The sequence below is a fragment of the Streptosporangium sp. NPDC048047 genome (assembly GCF_040653115.1).
In the GTDB taxonomy this organism is placed as follows: Bacteria; Actinomycetota; Actinomycetes; order Streptosporangiales; family Streptosporangiaceae; genus Streptosporangium.
In genome coordinates this window covers 21,360-40,858 of record NZ_JBEZNH010000016.1, presented here as the reverse complement: position 1 = coordinate 40,858, position 19,499 = coordinate 21,360, and the positions used below count along the sequence as shown (strand labels likewise).

Here is a 19,499-nt window from a genome sequence, read left to right as displayed (position 1 = left end):
CTCAGATCTTCCCGACGCCGGCGCCGGCGGGGACGACGGCCGGCACGGAGGCGGCCGGGTCCGCGGTGTACGGGTAGAAGGTGCGCGGCTCGGTCACGGTGCCGCGCGTCTCGATGGCGTGGTTGCAGTCGACCAGGATGTTGTCGCGCGCGACCATGCGCCCGAGGTCGCCGCTGAAGTCCACCCGGCCGGGGTTGTTGACGCTGTAGAAGTAGTTGCCCTCGGCCAGGACCCCGGCGTCGTACGTGGAGGCGATGCCGTAGCTGTTGTCGCGGTAGTAGTTGTTGTAGACGTGCACGACGTCGGCGAACCGCACCCGCGGGTTGCGCTGGTCGGAGCCGTCGAAGTAGTTGTGGTGGTAGGTGACGTGCAGCCGGCCGATGTCCTGCGGGCCGGCCGTCTCGTCGTGGCCGAGCAACAGCGTCTTGTCGTGGTCGTGGAAGCGGTTCCACGAGACCGTGACGAAGTCCGAGCCGCGCTTGATGTCCACCGCGCCGTCGTCGCCGTTGGACAGGTCGTTGTGGTCGATCCAGATGTGGTGGCTGAACATCTGCACGTTGATCAGGTCGTCGGTGGCACCGGTGATCGTGAGGTTGCGGATGATGACGTTGTGCACCGCGTTCGCCGGCGGCGAGGTGACGGTGTCGCTGACCGGTAGGCCGATCTTCAGCCCGCCGCCGATCAGTGCCGCGTCCGGACCGAGCCCGATGATCGTCTTGTCCGACGTGACACTGTGCATGCCGTCGGTGGTGCCGGTGGGCAGGGTGATCCGGCCCTTCACCTGGATGACGTACGGCCCCGGGCGGGAGATGTGGTCGAGGAACTGCGCCGTCGTGGTGACGGTGACGACGGGTCCTCCGGCGCCGCCGGTGGTGCCGTTCTGACCGAGCGCGTCGACCGTGGCGAAGCCGACCATGCGGTCGATCGGGTCGGCCCGCCGGGCGGCGGCCCCGGCCGGTGCGACGGCGCCGTTCAGGCAGAGGGCGACGCCCAGTACGGCGCTCAGCAGGACGCCCAGGGCGGCGCGCGGGACGGTGCGCGGTGGGAGCGCCGCGTGGGGACGCGGGCACGGTGGAACAGAGGTGGGGGGCATGGTTCTTTCGCTCTCTGCACGGCGCCGCGGAGACGCGGACGGCCGTACGGTCAGGCGGCAGCGTGCTGCCGGGAGAGAGACGGGGTGCCCGCGGCGGGTCGGCTCGCGGGCGGCCCGGGTCCGGTCGCCGCGCGGCCGTGCGGAAGGGGCGCGGAGGAGGACGCGGGTGAGGGGCCGGAGAGGGCGCTCCGGTCGTGTCGCCGCCCGTCGCCGCGGACCTGCCGGTCCCGCGGGAGGGAAAGGTGCGGCGTGTCATGGAGGGGTGCGTGGGCGGAGTGGCCGCCGCACTCGGTGGAGGGGGCCCTGTACGGGCGTCTGGTCGCGGCACCACCGCCTCTCCGGCGGAGGGAAAGCTCTGGAAAGCGCTTTCCTAGCAACTCCGAGTTTACGTTCACGACATTTCCCTGTCAACGGCGGGTGACCTCCCGGAGGACGGCCGGGCCCGCCGGGAGAGCCCGGGTCAGATGCCCGCGGCGGCCCCGATGATCGAGCGCGGGTCCGCCGCGCCGGCGAGGATGCCCGAGGGCAGCACGTCGATCAGGTGGGCGTGGCCGAACGACGATCCGTACGGCGCGGAGCGGACGGGATGGCCGCGCTCGCCCAGGCCCCCGCCCCACGGGGCGCCCTCCTCCACCTCGACCGTCGCGTGGTCGGGGGCGAGCCAGGTGTCGAAGCCGGTGCCGCCGGAGGCCAGCCGCCAGCGGGCGGCGGCGACGGCCTGCCCGGGGGCCTGGTCGTGGGCCAGCAGGCGGGTGATGATCTGCAGCAGGATCTGCGGCTGGGCGTCGCCGCCCATGGTGCCCACCACCGAGCGCAGCGACCCGTCGGTCCGGGTGATCAGCGCGGGGACGAGGGTGTGCGGCGGACGGCGGCCGGGACCGTACTCGGCGGGGTGGCCGGGCTCCAGGGAGAAGCCGATGCCGCGGTTCTGCAGGTTGATGCCGGTGCTCGGCTCGAAGACGAGACTGCCGAAGCCGGAGGCGTTGGACTGGATCAGCGAGACGCCCATGCCCTCGCGGTCCACCGCGCACAGGTAGGTGGTGTCGCCGGAGGAGGTGAGGTCACGTACCACGACCCTCCTGTTCCGGTCGATCATCTTCCGGCGTTCGGCGGCCGAGGCGAGCGCCGCCTCGACGGAGCAGCCCTCGAACAACACGTCGGGCCGGTCGTGCCCGGCCACCCGCGCGGCCTCCACCAGCAGGTGCGCCCAGACGGGGTCGGCCGGGTCGGCGGGCAGGTCGAGCTCCTCGGCGACGGCCAGCGCGAGCAGCAGCAGGTAGCCCTGGGAGTTCGGCGGCGCGGTCCACATGTCGTGGCCCAGCGCGCGGACCCTGAGCGGCTCGACCCAGTCGGCGTTGTCCCTGGCCAGGTCGTCCTCGGTGTACTCGCCCTCGCCGAGGGCGATCAGTCCCTCACCGAACTCGCCGAGGTAGAACCCCTCGCGCCCCTCGGCGAGGGCCTCCATCGCCCGCGCCACGCCGGGCCGCCTGATCAGGTCCCCGGTACGGCGGGCGGTGGCGAAGTCGTGGTGCAGGGGGCCGACGGTCTCCAGGGACGGCACCATCAGCGGGGAGGCGGGGAATCCGGCGAGGGCGTGCTCGATCGCGGGCGCCAGCACCTCGGTCATGGTCAGCCTGCCGTACCGCTCGTGCAGGGCCAGCCAGCCGTCGGCGCAGCCGGGCACCGGGACGGAGCGGATGTCCCCGCGGTGCGGCATCTGCTCGTGCCCCTCGGCGCGCAACCGGTCCGGGTCGGCGCCGGAACCCGCCCGGCCTGAGGCGTTGAGCGCCGCCGGGGCCCCGGGGCCGTCGTGGACGAGCGCGAACAGGTCGCCGCCCAGCCCGCACAGGTGAGGCGCGGTCACCGCCAGTACGGCGTTGGCCGCGATCGCCGCGTCGGCCGCCGAGCCGCCCCGCTCCAGCATCGCCAGTCCCGCCCCCGAGGCGAGGTGATCGACCGTGCAGACCATTCCAGAGCGCGCGTAGCGGGTGTTCAGCATGACGAGAGCGTACGGCTTCGGCCCCCGGGACCGCATCGCCGGTACGGCCTCGCCCCGGTCCGGAGGCCCCGGCTCCGGGTCTCCGGGCTTCGCCCGCAGCCGCGCTCCCGCCCGCTTTTCGGTAGGCATACGGATGCCACTACGGATGTCCGGTACCTGCTGGCGGATCTAATGTCACGGAACGGGGCAGCGCACCCCGTCGCCTCGCCTCACTCCCTTCGCCTCCCTCACCCCCCGCCTTCCGCCGTGCCCGCCGCCGGGTGATGCCCGCCTGCGGAGCCGCCGCTGTCCCCCTGCCTGCGCGCGGGCGGACGCGGTGCGGAAGACCGTTCGAAAGGAACACGCGTGAGACGCAGAGCCGTACTCGCGGCCACCCTCGGCCTGGCCGTGGTGGCCGCGGTGGCACCCTCCTCACCGGCGGCCGCCAAACCCTCCCCGGGACCGGCCGACCATGCCCGCTCCCTCCATGTCCGTTCCTTCGCCGACCCGCCCCAGCTCGCCGTGGCCGCCGCCGACCAGGCCGTCGCGAGCGGTCTGGACGACCTGCGCAAGGGGCCCGACGAGATCTACCGGCGCACCACCGTGGTGCCGGGCTCCGAAGGCATGTACTCCGTCGTCTACGAGCGCACCTACAAGGGGCTGCCCGTGGTGGGCGGCGACGCGGTCGTGATCACCGACTCCGCGGGGAGGGTGCGTGACACCGCGGCGGCCTCCGGCGCCACCCCGAAGGTGACGACCTCGCCGAAGGTGACCGCCGAGGACGCCCGCACCAAGGCGAAGAGCCGGCTGACCCGGGTCGACGACAGCGCCGAACCGCGCCTGGTGGTCCTGGCCTGGGGCGCCAAGCCTCGCCTCGCCTGGGAGGCCCTGGTCTCCGGCGTCGCCGGCGGCAAGCCGAGCAGGCAGCACGTGTTCGTCGACGCGCGCACCGGCGAGATCGCCGACGCCTACGACGAGGTGCGGGCGGGCACCGGAAACGGCTACTACTACGGCCAGGTCACCCTCTCCACGAGCGGCTCCGGCAGCTCGTACTCGATGACCGACCCGACCCGCAGCGGCATCCGCTGCGGCGGGCAGAACGGCTCGGCCTACACCGGCACCGACGACGCCTGGGGCAACGGCTCCGGGACGAACCTGGAGACCGCGTGTGTGGACGCGCTCTACTCGGTGCAGAAGGAATGGGACATGCTGCGCGACTGGCTCGGTCGCAACGGCATCAACGGCAGCGGCGGCGGCTTCCCGACCAAGGTCGGGCTCAGCGACGTCAACGCCTACTGGGACGGCAGCACCACCAACTTCGGCCACACGCAGGACAACCAGCGCCAGGCCACGTCGATCGACGTGGTGGCCCACGAGTTCGGCCACGCCGTCTTCCAGAACACCCCCGGCGGCACCGGCTCCGGCAACGAGAACGGTGGCCTCAACGAGGCCGTCGGCGACGTCTTCGGCGCGCTCACCGAGGCCTACGCCGCCAACCCGAACGATCCGCCGGACTACGAGGTCGGCGAGAAGGTGAACCTCGTCGGGGACGGCCCGATCCGGTACATGTACGACCCGTCCAAGGTGGGCGACCCCAACTGCTGGTCCTCCTCGATCCCGAGCACCGAGGTGCACGCCGCGGCCGGCCCGTTCAACCACTGGTTCTACCTGCTGGCCGAGGGCTCCGCGCCGGGCGGCGGCAAGCCGAACAGCCCGATATGCTCCGGCGGGCCCTCCTCGGTCACCGGCATCGGCATCCAGAAGGCCGGAAAGATCTTCATGGGCGCGCTGATGCGCAAGACCTCGACCTGGAAGTACACCAACGCCAGGCTGGCGTCGCTGTCGGCGGCGGTCGAGCTGTACGGCGACGGCAGCCCCGAGTGCGCCGCCACCAAGGCGGCCTGGAACGCGGTCAGCGTGCCGGTGCAGACCGGTGAGCCGACCTGCGCCGCGACGGGCAACGACTTCTCCCTGACGCTGAGCCCCGCCGCGGGCACGGCGCAGCCCGGCCAGCAGGTCACCTCGACCGTCGGCACGCAGACCACCTCGGGCAGCGCGCAGGCGGTCGCCCTCACCGCCTCCGGCCTGCCGGCGGGCGCCACCGCGAGCTTCAGCCCGGCGTCGGTGACCTCGGGCGGCACCTCCACCATGACCATCGGCACCGCCGGGTCGACGCCGGCCGGGACGTACACCGTCACGGTCACCGGCTCCGCCGCGTCGGGCACGCACACGGCGTCCTACACCCTGACGGTCGGCAACGGGGGGCCCGCCCCGACCGACCCGCCGGACATCAGCCTCGCCAACGTCAAGACCCACCTGCAGCAGCTCCAGAGCATCGCCACCGCCAACGGCGGTACCCGCAGGTCCACGGGCGCCGGCTACACCGCGTCGGTGTCCTACATCGAGCAGAAGCTCACCGCCGCCGGCTACACCGTGGTGCGGCAGTCCTGCACCTCCGTCTGCACCTCCGGGGCCGGGCCGAACCTGATCGCCGACTGGCCCGGCGGCGACGCGAACCAGGTCGTCATGGCAGGAGCGCATCTGGACAGCGTCTCGGCCGGTCCGGGCATCAACGACAACGGCTCGGGCTCGTCGGCGCTGCTGGAGGTCGCGCTGACGCTGGCGGCGAAGAACCCGACGATGGCCAAGCACGTGCGGTTCGGCTGGTGGACCGACGAGGAGCAGGGCCTCAACGGCGCCCAGTTCTACGTCAACTCGCTCAGCTCCACCGAGCGCAGCAAGATCAAGGTCTACCACAACTACGACATGGTGGCCTCGACCAACGGCGGCTACTTCATCAACAACATCAACACCGAGGCGGCCCAGTATCTCAAGGCCTTCTACGACGGCCTGAACCTCCAGCCCGAGGAGAACACCGAGGGCGCCAACCGGTCCGACGACGCGCCGTTCCGGAACGCGGGGATCGCCACCTCCGGCGTGGCGGCCGGCGCCAGCGCCACCAAGACCTCGGCCCAGGCCGCCAAGTGGGGCGGTACGGCGGGCCAGGCGTACGACCCCTGCTACCACCAGTCGTGCGACACCACGAGCAACATCAACGACACCGTCCTGGACCGGGCCGCCGACGCCTCGGCGTACGCGATCTGGAAGCTCGCGACGGGCACCACCACGAGCCGTGACTTCTCGATCTCCATGAACCCGTCCTCGGGGACGGTCCAGGCGGGCCAGGCGGCCACCGCCACGGTCTCCACCGCCACCACGGCGGGCACCGCGCAGACGGTCAGCCTGTCCGCGTCGGGTCTGCCCACCGGCGCCACGGCCGGCTTCAACCCGGCGTCGGTGACCTCGGGCGGCTCGTCCACCCTCACCATCGCCACCACGGCCGCGACGCCCTCCGGCACCTACCAGGTTACGGTGACCGGCACCGGTGAGGCCGCCACCCGCACCTCGACGTACACGCTGACCGTGCAGGGCACCTCGGGTGGCCGCACGTTCCGCAACGACACCGACTACACCGTCTACGACTACGGCACCGTCCTGAGCCCGATCACCTCCACCGCGACCGGCTCGGCGGCGTCGCCCGTCAAGGTGACCGTCACGATGAACCACCCCTGCGCCGAGGACCTCCAACTGTGGCTCCGCGGCCCGAACGGGCTGTGGTATCCGCTCCAGGCCAGCGGCGGCTACATCTGCACCCCGTACGGCACACGGACCTACACGGTCCCGGTCGCTCAGCGGGCGGCCGGACAGTGGGTCCTGGAGGTCGACGACCTGTATCCGGGAGACACCGGCAAACTCGACTGGTGGAGCATCACCGTCTGAGTGCCCGGCCCACGAACGGAAGACGCCCCCGGGACCGAGCGATCGGCCCCGGGGGCCCCGTCGTCTCCGGTCCGTCGTCTCCGGGCCGGAGACGACGGACGGGTGCCGTCCCCGGAGGCGGACGGGGCGACGCGCGGGCCGGGCGCGTTCAGACGGGCGGGGCGACCTCGGTGCGCGACCGCAGGCCGAGCTTGCGCAGCACGGTGGCGACATGGGTCTCGACCGTGCGCGTCGACAGGAACAGAACGTCGGCGATCTCCCGGTTGGTCCGGCCGAGCGCGACCAGCCGGGCCACCTCCTTCTCCCGCTGCGACAGCGCGCCGGCGTTGCCCTTGCGGCCCCGCGGCAGCGGGGACTCCACACCGAGGTCGCGCAGCGCGCGCCGGCAGCGCGCGGCGTCGTGGGTGGCGCCGAGCTCGCCGAACCGCTCCGCCGTCTCGGCGAGGGCCGCGGCGGCGGAGCGGTCGCCGAGGGCGAGCCTGGCGCGCGCCTCGCTCTCGCCTACCCGCGCCGCGGTGTAGGGCTGGGGCAGGGCCGCGTACGCCTCCCGGGCGCGGGCGAAGAAGTCCGCGGCCTCGTCCGGCCGCCGGTCGGCGGCCAGCGCGCCCCGGGCGTGGTCGAGTGCGGCGTGCGCGGCGGGGGCGAGACGGCCGGTGATCCCGTCGGCGAACTCGGTCACCAGCTCGGCCCCTTCCTGGACACGCCCGGCCTGGGCGAGCGCGGTGACGGCGGAGGGGATCAGGCCGGCGCCCCAGGCCCACACCCCCTTGCGGCGCATCCGGGCGGCCGCCTGCACGGCCTCGGTGACCGCGTCCTTCAGCGCGCCGCGGGCGAGGTGCAGCTCCACCAGGCCGCCCGCGGCGGCCACCGCGATCGGCAGGAAGCGTGCGTCCGGCGCGTCCATGCCGGCGCTGTACAGGCACTTGCGGGCCTCCTCCCACTCACCGGTGGCCAGGGCGAGCAGCCCCAGCACCAGCCAGGCGTCCACCGCGATCAGCGGGGCCTCCGTGGCCAGCTCCACCAGGGCGATCGCCTGGTCACGGAGCCCCTCCCACCGGCCGGTCAGCCAACGCCTGCGGACCGTCGCGACATCGACGGTGTAGGCGGGGAACAGCACCCCCGTCTCCGCGGCCAGCCGCCGCCCCTGCCTGCCGAACTCCTCCGCCGCGGTGTAGTGGCCCAGCGTGGTCGCCGAGTCGTGAAGGTTGCAGTAACCGCGGGCGACCTGTCGCCGGACCGCCACGGACGGGTCGGAGACGGGCAGCGTGGCGGCGATGGCGAACGCGTCCCGGGAGCCGATCGACATCTCGAACGAGGCGCGGTTGGCCAGGACCGCGGCCGCCAGCTCCGGGTCGTCGGTGATCGCGACGAGCGCCTCGGCGCGGGCCATCCACTCCGCGTGCGTCGCCAGCGACTCGGTCCCCCATTCCGGCAGCGCGAGGCTGGCCCAGCCGCGGGCGGCCAGCGTCGGCCGGTCGTGCAGCTCGGCGACGGCGGCCAGGACCTCGGGGCGTCCGGCGGGGATGTCGCCCGCCTGGTTGGACAGCATCAGTCCGAGGTTGAGACGTGCCTCGCCGCGCACCTCGCGGGCGAGGAAGTCGTCCCGCAGCAGGCGGCGCAGCAGCCGCACCACCCGCTGGTACGACAGCCCGGTCGCCGCCAGGCGGCTCAGCGCCAGCGAGAGGGGGCCGCGCTCGGGCGCGGGCAGGTCGGGATCGGCGAGCATGCCGTCGAGCACCTCGACCGCCAGGGCGGTGTCGCCGAGCGCGGCCGCCCGGTCGGCGGCCGCTCTGCCGTGGCGCAGCCACGCGCCGATGTCCCCGGCTTGCCGGGAGTGGAAGGCCAGCTGGACCAATGGCGGAGGGGTCACCGCCGCGAGCGCGGCCATCGCGCGCTCATGCGCCAGGCGGCGGTCCGGACCCGGGATCGCGTCGTAAACGGCCTGTTGGGCGAGGGCGTGGCGGAAGCCGTAGCGGCCGCCGGGATGCTCACGGAGCACGCCGGCGCGCAGCGCCTGGCCCAGCCCGGAGGGGGCCCCACTGACCGCGGCGATCAGCCGCTCGTCCACGGGGAGCCGCAGCACCGCCGCCGCCTGCGCGGCGCTCACCGCCGCCGCGGGCAGACCGGCCATCTGCTCGGCCATCGCCTCACGCAGCAGCAGTGGCACCCCGGCGCGATCCAGCGCTTCGGGCCCCTCCGCGTCGGGCAGGGAGCGGACGACCTCCTCCACCACGAACGGTATGCCCGCCGTGTGCTCGTGCAGCCGCGCGACGAAGGCGGGCGGCAGTGCGGAGCGGTCCAGCAGCGCGCAGGCCAGGCTGTTCACCTCCGGGGCGTCCAGCGGCCGCAGCGGTATCACCAGGCTCGTCGTGCCCGGAGGGCGCCGGTAGGCGCGGCCGAGCGGCAGGCCCGGCGTGTTCAGGTCCTCCCGCCGGTAGGTCGCCACCACCGTCAGTCCCTCGGGCGGCTGGTCGGCGAGGAACCGCAGCAGGTCCCGCGTCCCGTCGTCGGCCCAGTGCAGGTCCTCGATCACGAGCAGGGCCGGTCCGACGGCCGCCAGCAGGGCGCGCATCGCGCGGAACAGCCGGTGCCGTTCGGCCCGCGGATCATTCAGCGGCGGCGGTGGCGGCGGGAGCGCGTGCGACAGTTCGGGCAGGTAGTCGCGGAGCACGCCGGTGACCGGGTTGAGGACCTCGGCCGCCGGCAGCCGGCCCGCGACCTCGCGGAGCGCCTCCACCACGGGACCGTACGGGAAGGGCTCGCGGATCTGGTGGCAGTAGCCGAGGAGGACGGGCCGGTCGCCGGACACGAGACGGTCCAGTGCGGCGTGGACGAGCCGGGTCTTCCCGATGCCCGCCTCTCCCTCCACCAGCACCACGGCCGGCGGGCGGGCCATCGCCTCGATCAGAACCCGCAGCTCAGAGGTGCGTCCAACGAGTACGGGAGAGGCCAGGTTGTTCATTGGCGGCTCCGGGTGAGACGGGTCGGGACCCTCAGGGAGGGTCCCGCATATCACCATTCAAGGTCAACCTCTGGACATAACGGACTTGTTGCGGGTGCGTGTCAAGGTTCATGTGCGCGGCCGCTCCCGGAGCGGCGGGAGCGGCCGCGCCGACCGCCTGTGATCTGCGTATCGGACGTTCGGCGCGACGGGGGCGCGGAAGCCGTGGATGATCGCGGCCGGGCATGTCGGAGTTCTCCTCCCGGTAAAGGGACACCATTTAGCGCTGGGAGTTATTAAGGGGATATCTGTAAGTTCGTCCAACCTCCTTATGACCATCCTGGCGACAGGCTGGGAATCGGACCCGGGAGGTGGAATGGCGATTCCCGACCAGGGGGACGGTGAACGCCGGGCCGCCGCTCAGGCGCTGGTGCGCGACAGGATCGAGCTGATCAGGCGGCGCATGCGCCGGGCGGCGGTCCTCGACCAGGTGACGTCCCGCCTCGCCGTACGGATGAACGTGCGGCCGGAGGAGGCCGCGGCCCACCTGGCCCGGCTGTCGCACGAGAGCGGGGTGGACCTGCTGGAGGTGGCCCGGTCCGTGGACGAACGGACCGGGACGCCGCCGGAGCCGCCGGAGGTGACCGCGCCGGAATGGGTGACCCCCGTCATGGAGGCGATGCCGCTGTGCGCCATGTACCTGAGCCCGGTCACCGACGAGACGGGCCGGGTGGTGGACTTCCTCATCGTCGCGACCACCGAGGGCGTCGAAGGGGTGACCGGTCGCTCCCTTCCGTCCTCCCGGGGGCGCCGGCTCCTGGAGTACGCCCCGGGGGTGATGCGCGCCGGGCTGCTGGAGGAGTACATCCGGGTCCTGGAGACGGGGGAGCCGTTCCAGCGGGGACCGTTCGAGTACGTCGGGGTCAGGGACGACCGGCTGTGGCCGCGCTCGATCAGCGTCCGGGTGAGCCGGATCGCCGACGGGGTGCTGTTCACCTGGCAGGAGCTGAACGAGGAGGAGCGCCTCATCACCGGCTGGGAACGCGCCCAGCGGATCGCCGGTCTGGGCTGGGCCGAGTGGAACCTGGCCAGCGGCCGGACCATCTGGACCCTCCCGATGTACGAGATGTTCGGCCGGGAGGTGCCGGAGGGGCCCCTGCCGTTCGACCAGCTCCCCGAAACGGTCGTGGAGGAGGACCTGGGCGCCGTGGAGGAGGTGGTGCGCGTCCTGCTGGAGCACCGGGAGTCGGTCGAGCAGGAGTTCCGCGTCCAGCACCGGCACGGCATCCGGCACCTGCGCCTGGTCGCCGAGCCGGTTCTCGACGGGTCCGGCTTCCCGTTCGCCGTCCGCGCCATGGCCCAGGACGTCACCGCCGACCGCCGCCGGGAACGGGCACTGGCCGAGGCCCGCGACCAGGCTCTCCAGGCCGGGCGCCGGGCCGACGAGGAGCGCCGGGTGGCGCTCGCCCTCCAGGACACGATCATGCCCACCCACCGCGGCGTGTTCGACCTGCCCGGCCTGCGCATGGGCGTGAGGTACTCGCCCAGCGGCGAGCTCGAAAGCCTCGGCGGCGACTGGTTCAAGGCCCGCCGGCTGCCCGACGGCCGGGTGCTGCTGGCCATCGGCGACGCCATGGGTCACGGCCTGAGCGCCGTCAGCCTCATGGCCCAGATGCGCAGCGGCCTCGCCGGCCTCGCCTACACCGGGGCCCCGGCCGACCAGCTCGCCAGATGGCTCAACGAGCTCGCCTTCCACGCCAACCGGAACATCACCGTCACCGGCACCGCCGTCATCGGCCACTTCGACCCGGCCGCCCGCACCCTGGAGTGGGTCTCGGCGGGCCACCTGCCGCCCGTCCTCGTCCGCGACGGCAAGGCCGTCTTCCTGGAGACCAGCAACGGCACCATGCTCGGCGCGTTCGAGAACATGGAGTACACCCTGACCACGACGCAGCTCGCCCGGGGCGACCTGCTCCTGCTGTACACCGACGGCGTCGTGGAGCACCGCGGTCACAGCCTGGACATCGGCCTGAACGCGATCCTCGAAGCCGCCGGGCGCTGCACCGAGACCGACCCGGAGAAGAACCTCGTCTGCGTCCTGCGGCAGCTCGGCGGGGAGCGCGCCACCGACGACATCTGCCTGCTGGCACTGCGGGTGCTCTGACCTGGGCGTACCGTCCCCGGGGCCTCCGTGGCGGCCTGGACGGCCGCGCGGTGGGGATCCCCGGGGTCCTTTCCGGCGGTGAGGGCCCTTTCTAAAGGCCGCCGCGTTCGCGGATGGCGCCCAGATCCTCCTTGATCTTGAAAATGACCACCAGCAGCTCCATCCACACGCGGGTCAGCAGGACGGCGATGAACAGCCCGATCGGCGTGAGGATGAGGGCGATCACACCGCTCTCCGGGCCCGTGTCGAACGCGAGGGCCAGCGTGGAGAGCGCCCAGAGGACCTCGACCACCACGAGGATGATGAAGATCACCTTGATGATGCTCGTCGTCACGTAGCGGTCGAAACTCAGGTCGAAGAGGCGGGCGAGGAACCCCTTCGGCGTGTCCTGGTGGTCCGGCTGCGGGTAGGGGGACCGCGCGTACCGGCCGGGGGCGTGGGGGCCCTGGTCTTGGGCGTGGCCGCCCTGGCCGTACCGCTGCCCGGCCTGGTAGGGGTCGTGGGCGTAGGGGCCGTGACCGGACTGCGGGTCCTGGCTCTGGTGGGGATCGGTCATCTCTCCTCCTTGCCGGGGGGTGGTCGTCGCCACTTCGCTGGAAACCTCCCATGGGATCACGGCGGTCCGCGATACGCGAGGGGCGGAGACGCGGCGATGACCTTCCCTGTCGTTTGTGTAATCGATAGAATGCACAGAGTAACTTACCTGCACTTGTCCCGGTTGGGGGTTTCTCCGTGGAGAGTTCGGACGGTCGGGTCCTGATCCTCGTCCTGATCGCGACGGTCGTGTTCTTCGTCGGCCGCCGCTTCCAGCGGACGGTGGACGCCTGGCTCGGATGGGGCAAGGCGGTGAGCGCGGCGGCCGAGGCCGCCGCGAAGATCGCGGACGCGAAGTCGGCGGCGTGGTCGGCGGTCCGCGGCATGACGCTGGTCGGGGCGGTCACGCTGGTCTTCCTGGCCGTGATCGTGAACGCGGTCCGGTCCGGGTGACCGCGCTGAGACGTCGCACCCTCCTGGGAACCGAGGGCGCGGCGGCGGCCCGCCGTCCTCCCTCCGGGACGGCGGGCCGCTCACGTACGGGAGGTGCGAGGCGGCAGTCCGTTCGCGCGGGGGCGCGGGGACGGTGAACCGTTCGCGTACGGGGGAGTGCGGGGCGGACCGTTGATCTACGGCGGGGCGGTCTATAGCGTCGTCTGTCGTGACTCACCCCCCACGGTTGTTCAAAGCGCTCGTGGCGGCGGCGGTGCTGATCCCGGTCGGCCTCGCCTCGGCCCCGGCATCCGCCGACCCCGCCGACCGGGCCGCCGCCCACGTCACCTCCGCCGCCGACCCCGCGACCCCCTGGCGCCTGGACCAATGGCCCCGGACCCAGCCCTGGCAGCGGGACACCCCCGCCGGCTCCGGCGACTCCACCACCGCGCTGCGCGCCAAGCCCGGCCTCCCCGCCCCGATCGACCCGCAGAACTGGAAGAACCCGGACCACATGACGTGGGCCGACTACACTCGGCCCCCCGGCGCCGACTGGGCCGATCCCGCGGTCAAGGGGTCCAATCGGACCTTCCGCGGCGCGCTGGTCCTGCTCGACTACCCCGACCAGCCGTTCGTGGTCACCCGGCCCCAGGGCTCGACCGTGTTCAAGAACCCCAGCGCCGAGGCGCACGACATTCCGCGTGACAAGGTCGCCCGGTTCTACAAGGACTTCCTCAACACCCCCGGCCCGCTCAACCGCGGCCACACCATCCACGAGTACTGGATGGAGGACTCCGGCGGCCGCTACGGCGTCGACCTCACGGCCTTCGGCCCCTACTTGATGCCCGGCAAGTCGCACGAGTACGGCATGGAGTTCCAGGGCGGCGGCGCCTGCCCGGCCGGCGACACCTGCGACCGGAACATCCGGACCGACGGCAGGGCGGCCTGGGCCGCCGCCGAGGGCGCCGAGGTGCCCGCCGGATTCGACTTCGTCTTCTTCCTGAGCGCCGGTCAGGACGAGTCGTCCACCTGGCAGGAGTTCGGCCAGATGAAGTTCCCGGCCAAGGAGGCGGTGACCGACGACTTCGGCCCGCCCGACCCGAACCTGCCCAACTGGGCCGACACCCGCTACGTCGACTGGACCTCCTGGGCGTCGGCCGCCTCCATCTGGCCCAACGCCGGGGGCGGCTCGTCCACCCAGGCGGAGAGCTCCGGCCAGGGCGTCTACGCCCACGAGCTCAGCCACATCCTGGGCATCGGCGACAACTACAACAACCCCTTCGGCGTGCCGCCGCGGCGCTCCTACACCGGCATCTGGGAGATGCTCAGCCGCGGCAGCTTCAACGGCCCCGGCGGGCCGCACACCCGCTGGCTGATCCCGGCCACCGGGGGCGGCTCCATGGGCGCCCAGCACATGCTCCGCAACAAGATCAAGCTGGAGATGGTGGACGAGGGCAACGTGCTGCGCCTGTCGCGCGGCGCGCTCGCCGGATCGGGCATGGTCATCGCCGAGGTGACCGCCCGGGTGGCGCAGCCGGGGCCGAAGGGCCTGTCCGGGATCAACATCGCCTTCGGCGACGGCGACCGTGCTCCGGCCTGCGACGCCGCCAAGGACCCGATGTGCGACGGCGGCGGCTACGACAACTACACCGTCGAGGTCGTCGACCGGATGGGCGCCGACTCCTTCACCCCCGACTCGGGCGTGCTGCTGGCCAAGACCAAGAACGTCGACCGCGCGCCGTTCGAGTGGGTCGTCGACGCCAACCCGCAGGACATCGGCATGACCGACTACGTCCTGCCCGACGGCACCGCCGTGCCCATCACGATCGGCGACTACCGCCAGCTGTCGGACGCGCTGTTCCACGCGGGCACCGGTTCCGGTTCGGAGTTCGAGTACGTGGACGAGGCCAACCGGCTCCACTTCTACGTCCTCGACCTGCGCCGCGACGCGGCGGGCGTCCTGTCCTACAAGGTCGCGGTCCGCTCCCTGGACGGCGCGGGACCGCAGCGGCGCGGCGTGCGACTGCTCCCGGCCGCCGGCGTCCCGGCGGGCAAGGGCCTGTCGAGCTGCCGGTTCCCGCTGTTCAACACCGGCCGGGCCGCCGGGACCGGCGCCGGGCACCCCGAGGACGTGCGCGCGTACCTCGGCGGCGACGTCTACCGGCTGTCGGCCACCGTCCAGGGCCGCGGCTGGACGGCCTCGCTGCCCAACTCGCTCGCGACCGCGGACTTCGGCCGCGGGACCTCGGTGACCGTCGACGCGGTGCGGGCCGACGGCGGCAGCCGCCTGGCGAAGGTCACCCTGACCGCCGTCTCCGAGAGCGACCCGGCCAGGACCGCCACGGCCACCTGCCACGTGGCCGGCCTGTAGCCCCCGCGGCGGCGGGACGGCAGGACCCGCCGCCGCGCCGCAGCCCCCTTCCCCCGGAGGTACGGATGCCCGGGCCGGCAGACGCGCCCGACCACCACCCCGATGACCGCACGCCCCGGCCGCGCCGGCGGCGGGCCCCGCTGGCGGCGCCCGCCGCCGCCGGGACCGTCGCCGCGACGGCCAGCTTCCTGGCGACCTCGCTGGACGTCTGGACGCTGCCGGTCGGCGTGGAGATCGGCGTCACCGCCCTGGCGGGCCTCCTGGTGGGGCTGCTCACCTGGGCGACGGCCGGCCCGCGGGAGCGGGAGACCGCCGGCGACGAGGGCCCGTCCTGGCGTCCGCCCGACCAGTGGCCGCCGGTCCCGGCGCACTTCACCGGGCGGCGCGAGTCGCTGACGGAACTGCGCGGGGTGTTCGCCGCCCGCAGGCGGTCCCGCGACCCGGGGGAGGACGCCGCGCCGCTGGTCGTGTCGGTGTACGGCAGAGCCGGGGTCGGCAGAGCCGGGGTCGGCAGAGCCGGGGTCGGCAAGTCCACGCTCATCGCCAGGTTCGGGCACGAGGTCGCCGGGCGGTTCCCCGACGGGCGCCTCCACGCCGACCTGCGCGGCACGGTCGAGGCGCCGGTCGGGCCCGAGGAGGTGCTGATCGGGTTCCTGCGGGCGCTGGGGGTACGGCTCACCACCGACCCCGGCGGCCTCACCGAGCTGCGCAGGCTCTGGCTGACCTGGACCAAGGGCAGACGCATCCTGATCGGCCTGGACAACGCCCATGACGGCGAGCAGGTCAGGGACCTCATCCCGGCCGAGCCGGGCTGCGCGGTCCTGGTCACCTCGCGGCAGCCGCTGTTCCTGCTCAACGCCCACGACAAGCGGCTCTCGGAGTTCAGCGAGGCGCAGGGCGTGGAGCTGCTCGCCCGGCTGGCGGGAGACGACCGGGTCGCCGCCGACCTGGAGTCGGCCCAGGAGATCGTCCACATGTGCGATCGCCTGCCGCTGGCCATCGGCATCTGCGGCGGACGCCTGGCGACCCGGGAGAACTGGACGCTGCGCGAGCTGGCCGGCCGGCTGCGGGACGAGCGCCGCCGCCTGGGCCAGCTCGAACTCCCCGGAAGGCCGCTGGACCGCAGCGTCCGCGCCTCCCTGCAGCTCAGCTATGACGACTGCACCGGTCTGCAGCGGCGGCTGCTGCGGACGCTCAGCCTGCTCACCGCCCCCGACGTGCCCGGCTGGGTCGCGGGAGAACTGCTCGCCACCTCCGAGCCGGACGGGGCCGACCAGCTGGAGGCGCTCGTCGACGCCCAGCTCGCGGAGTGCTCCGGCGTCGACTTCTCCGGGGTGATGCGCTACCGCCTGCACGACCTGGTCCGGATCTTCGCCCGTGAGATCGCGGTCTCCGGTGACGACGAGGCGTACCGCCGGGCGGCCGTGGAGCGGGTCCTGTCCGGTTACCTCCGTCGCGCGGAGGCGGCGGCCGTGGCCCGCTGGCCGCAGGACTGGGGCCGCGGCGGCAGGAACACCGGAGCGGCGGCGGCGAAGGAGGCCCAGGCGTCGGCGGCCGACTGGCTCAACGCCGAGCGGCTCACCCTGGTGGCGCTGATCCACCAGGCCAGGGGTCTGGAGCTGTGGGAGCTCGCCTGGAGACTGGGCCGCGCCTTCTGCTCGCTGTGCCACTCGCTGCGGGCCTACTGGTCCGACTGGCGGGCGGTCGCCGAGATCGTGTGCGAGGCGGCGGACCACATGGGGGACCGGCGGGCGTCGGGCATCGCGCTGCTGGACCGGGCGGCGGTGACGAGCGGACAGGGCGGTCACCGGGCGGCCGGGGCGGACGCCGGGCGGGCGCTGGAGATCTTCCGGGAGCTGGGGGAGCCGTGGTGGGCCGCCCGGGCGATGCGCACGGTCGGCATGACCCTGTTCAACGAGGGCGACCTCGATCGGGGGCAGAGCCATCTGATCGAGGCGGTCGCCGCGTTCAAGGCGGAGGACGACCGCTGGTGGTCGGCCAGGACCCAGCGGAACCTCGCCGAGCTCCGGCTGGTACAGCGTCGCCCGGAGGAGGCGGGGGCGCTGCTGGAGGAGGCGCTGGCGGTCTTCAAGCACGACGGCAACCGCTACTCCGAGGTCCAGACGTTGCGGGTCTACGGCGAGGTGCTCGGTGCGACCGCGCGGGCGCTGCACGCCCGCGGGGAGGTCCGGGCCGCCGAGAAGGACTTCGCGCGGGCCGGTTTCAGCCTGGAGCGGGCGGCGGAGATCTTCCGGCTGAGGGACGAGCTGTGGGAGGAGGCCAGGTGTCTGCGCGCGGCCGGCGAGGTGGGCAACCCGGCCGACGGCCTGCGCGAGCTGACCTTCGTACGGCGGGCCACGGACATGCTGGCCGCGCTCGGCGACTCCTGGGGCGTGGCGCGGTCGGAGCTGTCGGCCGGCCGGGCGCTGGGCCGGCTGGGCCGTACCGGGGAGGCGCAGGAGGCGTTCCGGCGGGCGATCCACGACTTCGAGGAGCTGGACGACCGCTGGTGGCTGGCCAGGAGCCTGCGCTACCTCGGCGAGGCGCACCTGGAGGCGGGGGACCGTCCGGAGGCGACCGCCCGGCTCCGCCGCGCCCTGGACGTCTACCGCGGCCTCGGCAACCGGTCGGGGACGGCGCGCACCCTCGAACTGCTGCGCCGCGCGGAGGAGCCCGAAGGGGAAGGTGAGAAGGCGGAGGAGGGGTGAGGCGGGCCGTCACGTCCGGGTGCGTCAGGTCCGGGCGCTTCCCGTCCGTCACCGCGCGGGAGGCGGGCCGGCCCTCCGTTACCCCGAGGGGCCGGATCCCGTGATGCCGGAGGGCCGGTCCCGGTGGCGCAGAAGGGCCGGCCCCGATGGCGCGTGGGGGCGGGATGCTCCTATGGATGTCAGCCCAGCAGCACGCCGAGGAACAGCGCGGCCAGCGCGGACAGGCCGCTGAGCGCCCCGAAGGCGGCCATCGCGCCCCGGCCGCGGGCGCGGGCGTGCAGGAACGCCGTCACACCGGAGATCACCACGACCGCCAGCTTCACGTGCAGGGTGGTCTTGTAGGCCGGGTCGCCGCCGTCGACGGCGAGCATGTTCCAGACGCCGGTCGCGACCAGGACGGCGAACGCCGGCCAGGCGACCCTGTTGAACGCGCGGGCCGCGGTTCCGGTGACCCCCTCGCCCGCCGTGCGGAGCGAGGGGACGAGGAAGGCGAGGGTGAGCTGCCCGCCGACCCAGACGGTGGCGGCCAGTACATGAAGGAAGACACGGACGGTGTCGAGGGATACGGAAAGCACCCGATCAACATATTGGCCGTGCCCTTCGGTCTGGACTCCGGGGATACGGTCCGACATTTACGACAAGAGGCACTGGTTGTTCCCTGCGCGGACATATTCCGCCGTATAGGCTCCCAATGATGAACGAACTGACGCGATGGATCGATCTTGAAGGTGCCGTCAACGTTCGCGACCTCGGCGGGCTCGCGACGGTGGACGGCGGGACCACACGATTCGGCCGGGTCTACCGGTCCGACAACCTGCAGGGACTGACCGGGCGCGACGTCGAGCTGCTGGTCGGCGAGCTGAAGCTACGCCACGTCGTGGACCTGCGCTCGGTCGCCGAGGTGTCGCTGGAGGGACCCGGGCCGCTCACGGCCGTCCCCGAGGTGAACATCCACCACCACACGCTGTTCGCCGAGAGCGGCGGGAACACCGACGTCGACGCCGACACGGCGATCGACGGCGCGCGGGTGCTGCCCTGGCAGGAGCGCGGGGAGGAGGACCTCGCCGAGCTGCGGGTGACCGGCTTCTACTACGGCTACCTGCGCGACCGGCCCGACGCCGTGGTGGCCGCCCTGCGGGCCATGGCCCACGACGACGGCGCCGCCGTCGTGCACTGCGCGGCGGGCAAGGACCGCACCGGCGTCGTCTGCGCCCTGGCGCTGGAGGTCGCTGGGGCGACCCGGGAGGCGATCGTCGCCGACTACGTCGCCACCGGTGACCGCCTGGAGGGCATCATGGCCCGCCTGCGCTCCAGCGCCACCTACCGCGACGACCTCGACTCCCGCCCGGCCGACGACCACCGCCCCCGGCCGGAGTATCTCCGGCAGTTCCTGCACGTCCTGGACGACCGCTTCGGCGGCCCGATGGCGTGGCTGGAGTCCAAGGGATGGACCGGCCGCGACTCCGAGACCCTGCGCTCGCGCCTGCGCGACTGACCT

11 protein-coding genes are annotated in these 19,499 nt (G+C 73.2%); 6 read left to right on the top strand and 5 right to left on the bottom strand.

What is annotated here, in order from left to right:
- Position 1 precedes the first annotated feature (1 nt).
- Positions 2–1,093, bottom strand: coding sequence for a pectate lyase (locus tag AB0D67_RS16530; protein ID WP_362935348.1), 1,092 nt, complete (start codon positions 1,091–1,093; stop codon positions 2–4).
- Between the two features lie 460 nt (positions 1,094–1,553).
- Entirely contained in the window at positions 1,554–3,092 is a 1,539-nt protein-coding gene (locus AB0D67_RS16525; protein ID WP_362935345.1) for a gamma-glutamyltransferase, read from the bottom strand.
- A 345-nt stretch (positions 3,093–3,437) separates the two neighbouring features.
- Here AB0D67_RS16525 and AB0D67_RS16520 point away from each other — a divergent pair, with 345 nt between their 5' ends.
- Positions 3,438–6,851 (top strand): M28 family peptidase, encoded by a 3,414-nt coding sequence (locus AB0D67_RS16520; protein ID WP_362935342.1) that lies wholly within the window; start codon positions 3,438–3,440, stop codon positions 6,849–6,851.
- Positions 6,852–6,999: 148 nt separating this feature from the next.
- Here AB0D67_RS16520 and AB0D67_RS16515 read toward each other — a convergent pair whose 3' ends face one another.
- Positions 7,000–9,813: a LuxR family transcriptional regulator gene (locus AB0D67_RS16515; protein ID WP_179826794.1), complete on the bottom strand. Its 2,814-nt coding sequence runs from the start codon at positions 9,811–9,813 to the stop codon at positions 7,000–7,002.
- 355 nt (positions 9,814–10,168) lie between these two features.
- On the opposite strand from AB0D67_RS16515, the gene AB0D67_RS16510 reads away from it, so the two are divergent.
- Entirely contained in the window at positions 10,169–11,956 is a 1,788-nt protein-coding gene (locus tag AB0D67_RS16510) for a SpoIIE family protein phosphatase (RefSeq protein ID WP_362935339.1), read from the top strand.
- A gap of 91 nt (positions 11,957–12,047) precedes the next feature.
- Here AB0D67_RS16510 and AB0D67_RS16505 read toward each other — a convergent pair whose 3' ends face one another.
- On the bottom strand, positions 12,048–12,512 hold the full coding sequence (locus AB0D67_RS16505) for a DUF4282 domain-containing protein (protein WP_362935336.1): 465 nt from the start codon (positions 12,510–12,512) through the stop codon (positions 12,048–12,050).
- Between the two features lie 176 nt (positions 12,513–12,688).
- Here AB0D67_RS16505 and AB0D67_RS16500 point away from each other — a divergent pair, with 176 nt between their 5' ends.
- From AB0D67_RS16500 to AB0D67_RS16490, 3 genes are all read left to right on the top strand, one after another.
- Positions 12,689–12,943 (top strand): hypothetical protein, encoded by a 255-nt coding sequence (locus tag AB0D67_RS16500; protein ID WP_362935333.1) that lies wholly within the window; start codon positions 12,689–12,691, stop codon positions 12,941–12,943.
- 208 nt (positions 12,944–13,151) lie between these two features.
- Entirely contained in the window at positions 13,152–15,293 is a 2,142-nt protein-coding gene (locus tag AB0D67_RS16495; RefSeq protein WP_362935330.1) for a M6 family metalloprotease domain-containing protein, read from the top strand.
- 65 nt (positions 15,294–15,358) lie between these two features.
- Positions 15,359–18,001: a tetratricopeptide repeat protein gene (locus AB0D67_RS16490; protein ID WP_362935327.1), complete on the top strand. Its 2,643-nt coding sequence runs from the start codon at positions 15,359–15,361 to the stop codon at positions 17,999–18,001.
- Between the two features lie 179 nt (positions 18,002–18,180).
- On the opposite strand, the gene AB0D67_RS16485 is transcribed toward AB0D67_RS16490, so the two are convergent.
- The gene (locus tag AB0D67_RS16485) at positions 18,181–18,576 is read right to left on the bottom strand and encodes a hypothetical protein (RefSeq protein WP_362935324.1); all 396 of its coding nucleotides are present in this window, start codon (positions 18,574–18,576) and stop codon (positions 18,181–18,183) included.
- A gap of 119 nt (positions 18,577–18,695) precedes the next feature.
- Here AB0D67_RS16485 and AB0D67_RS16480 point away from each other — a divergent pair, with 119 nt between their 5' ends.
- The gene (locus AB0D67_RS16480; protein WP_362935321.1) at positions 18,696–19,496 is read left to right on the top strand and encodes a tyrosine-protein phosphatase; all 801 of its coding nucleotides are present in this window, start codon (positions 18,696–18,698) and stop codon (positions 19,494–19,496) included.
- The last annotated feature ends 3 nt before the right edge of the window (positions 19,497–19,499 follow it).

Bases quoted from the DNA above. Each gene is read 5' to 3' on its own strand.
- AB0D67_RS16530 (WP_362935348.1), bottom strand. From the start codon at position 1,093: ATGCCCCCCACCTCTGTTCCACCGTGCCCGCGTCCCCACGCGGCGCTC.
- AB0D67_RS16525 (WP_362935345.1), bottom strand. From the start codon at position 3,092: ATGCTGAACACCCGCTACGCGCGCTCTGGAATGGTCTGCACGGTCGAT.
- AB0D67_RS16515 (WP_179826794.1), bottom strand. From the start codon at position 9,813: ATGAACAACCTGGCCTCTCCCGTACTCGTTGGACGCACCTCTGAGCTG.
- AB0D67_RS16510 (WP_362935339.1), top strand. From the start codon at position 10,169: ATGGCGATTCCCGACCAGGGGGACGGTGAACGCCGGGCCGCCGCTCAG.
- AB0D67_RS16505 (WP_362935336.1), bottom strand. From the start codon at position 12,512: ATGACCGATCCCCACCAGAGCCAGGACCCGCAGTCCGGTCACGGCCCC.
- AB0D67_RS16490 (WP_362935327.1), top strand. From the start codon at position 15,359: ATGCCCGGGCCGGCAGACGCGCCCGACCACCACCCCGATGACCGCACG.
- AB0D67_RS16480 (WP_362935321.1), top strand. From the start codon at position 18,696: ATGAACGAACTGACGCGATGGATCGATCTTGAAGGTGCCGTCAACGTT.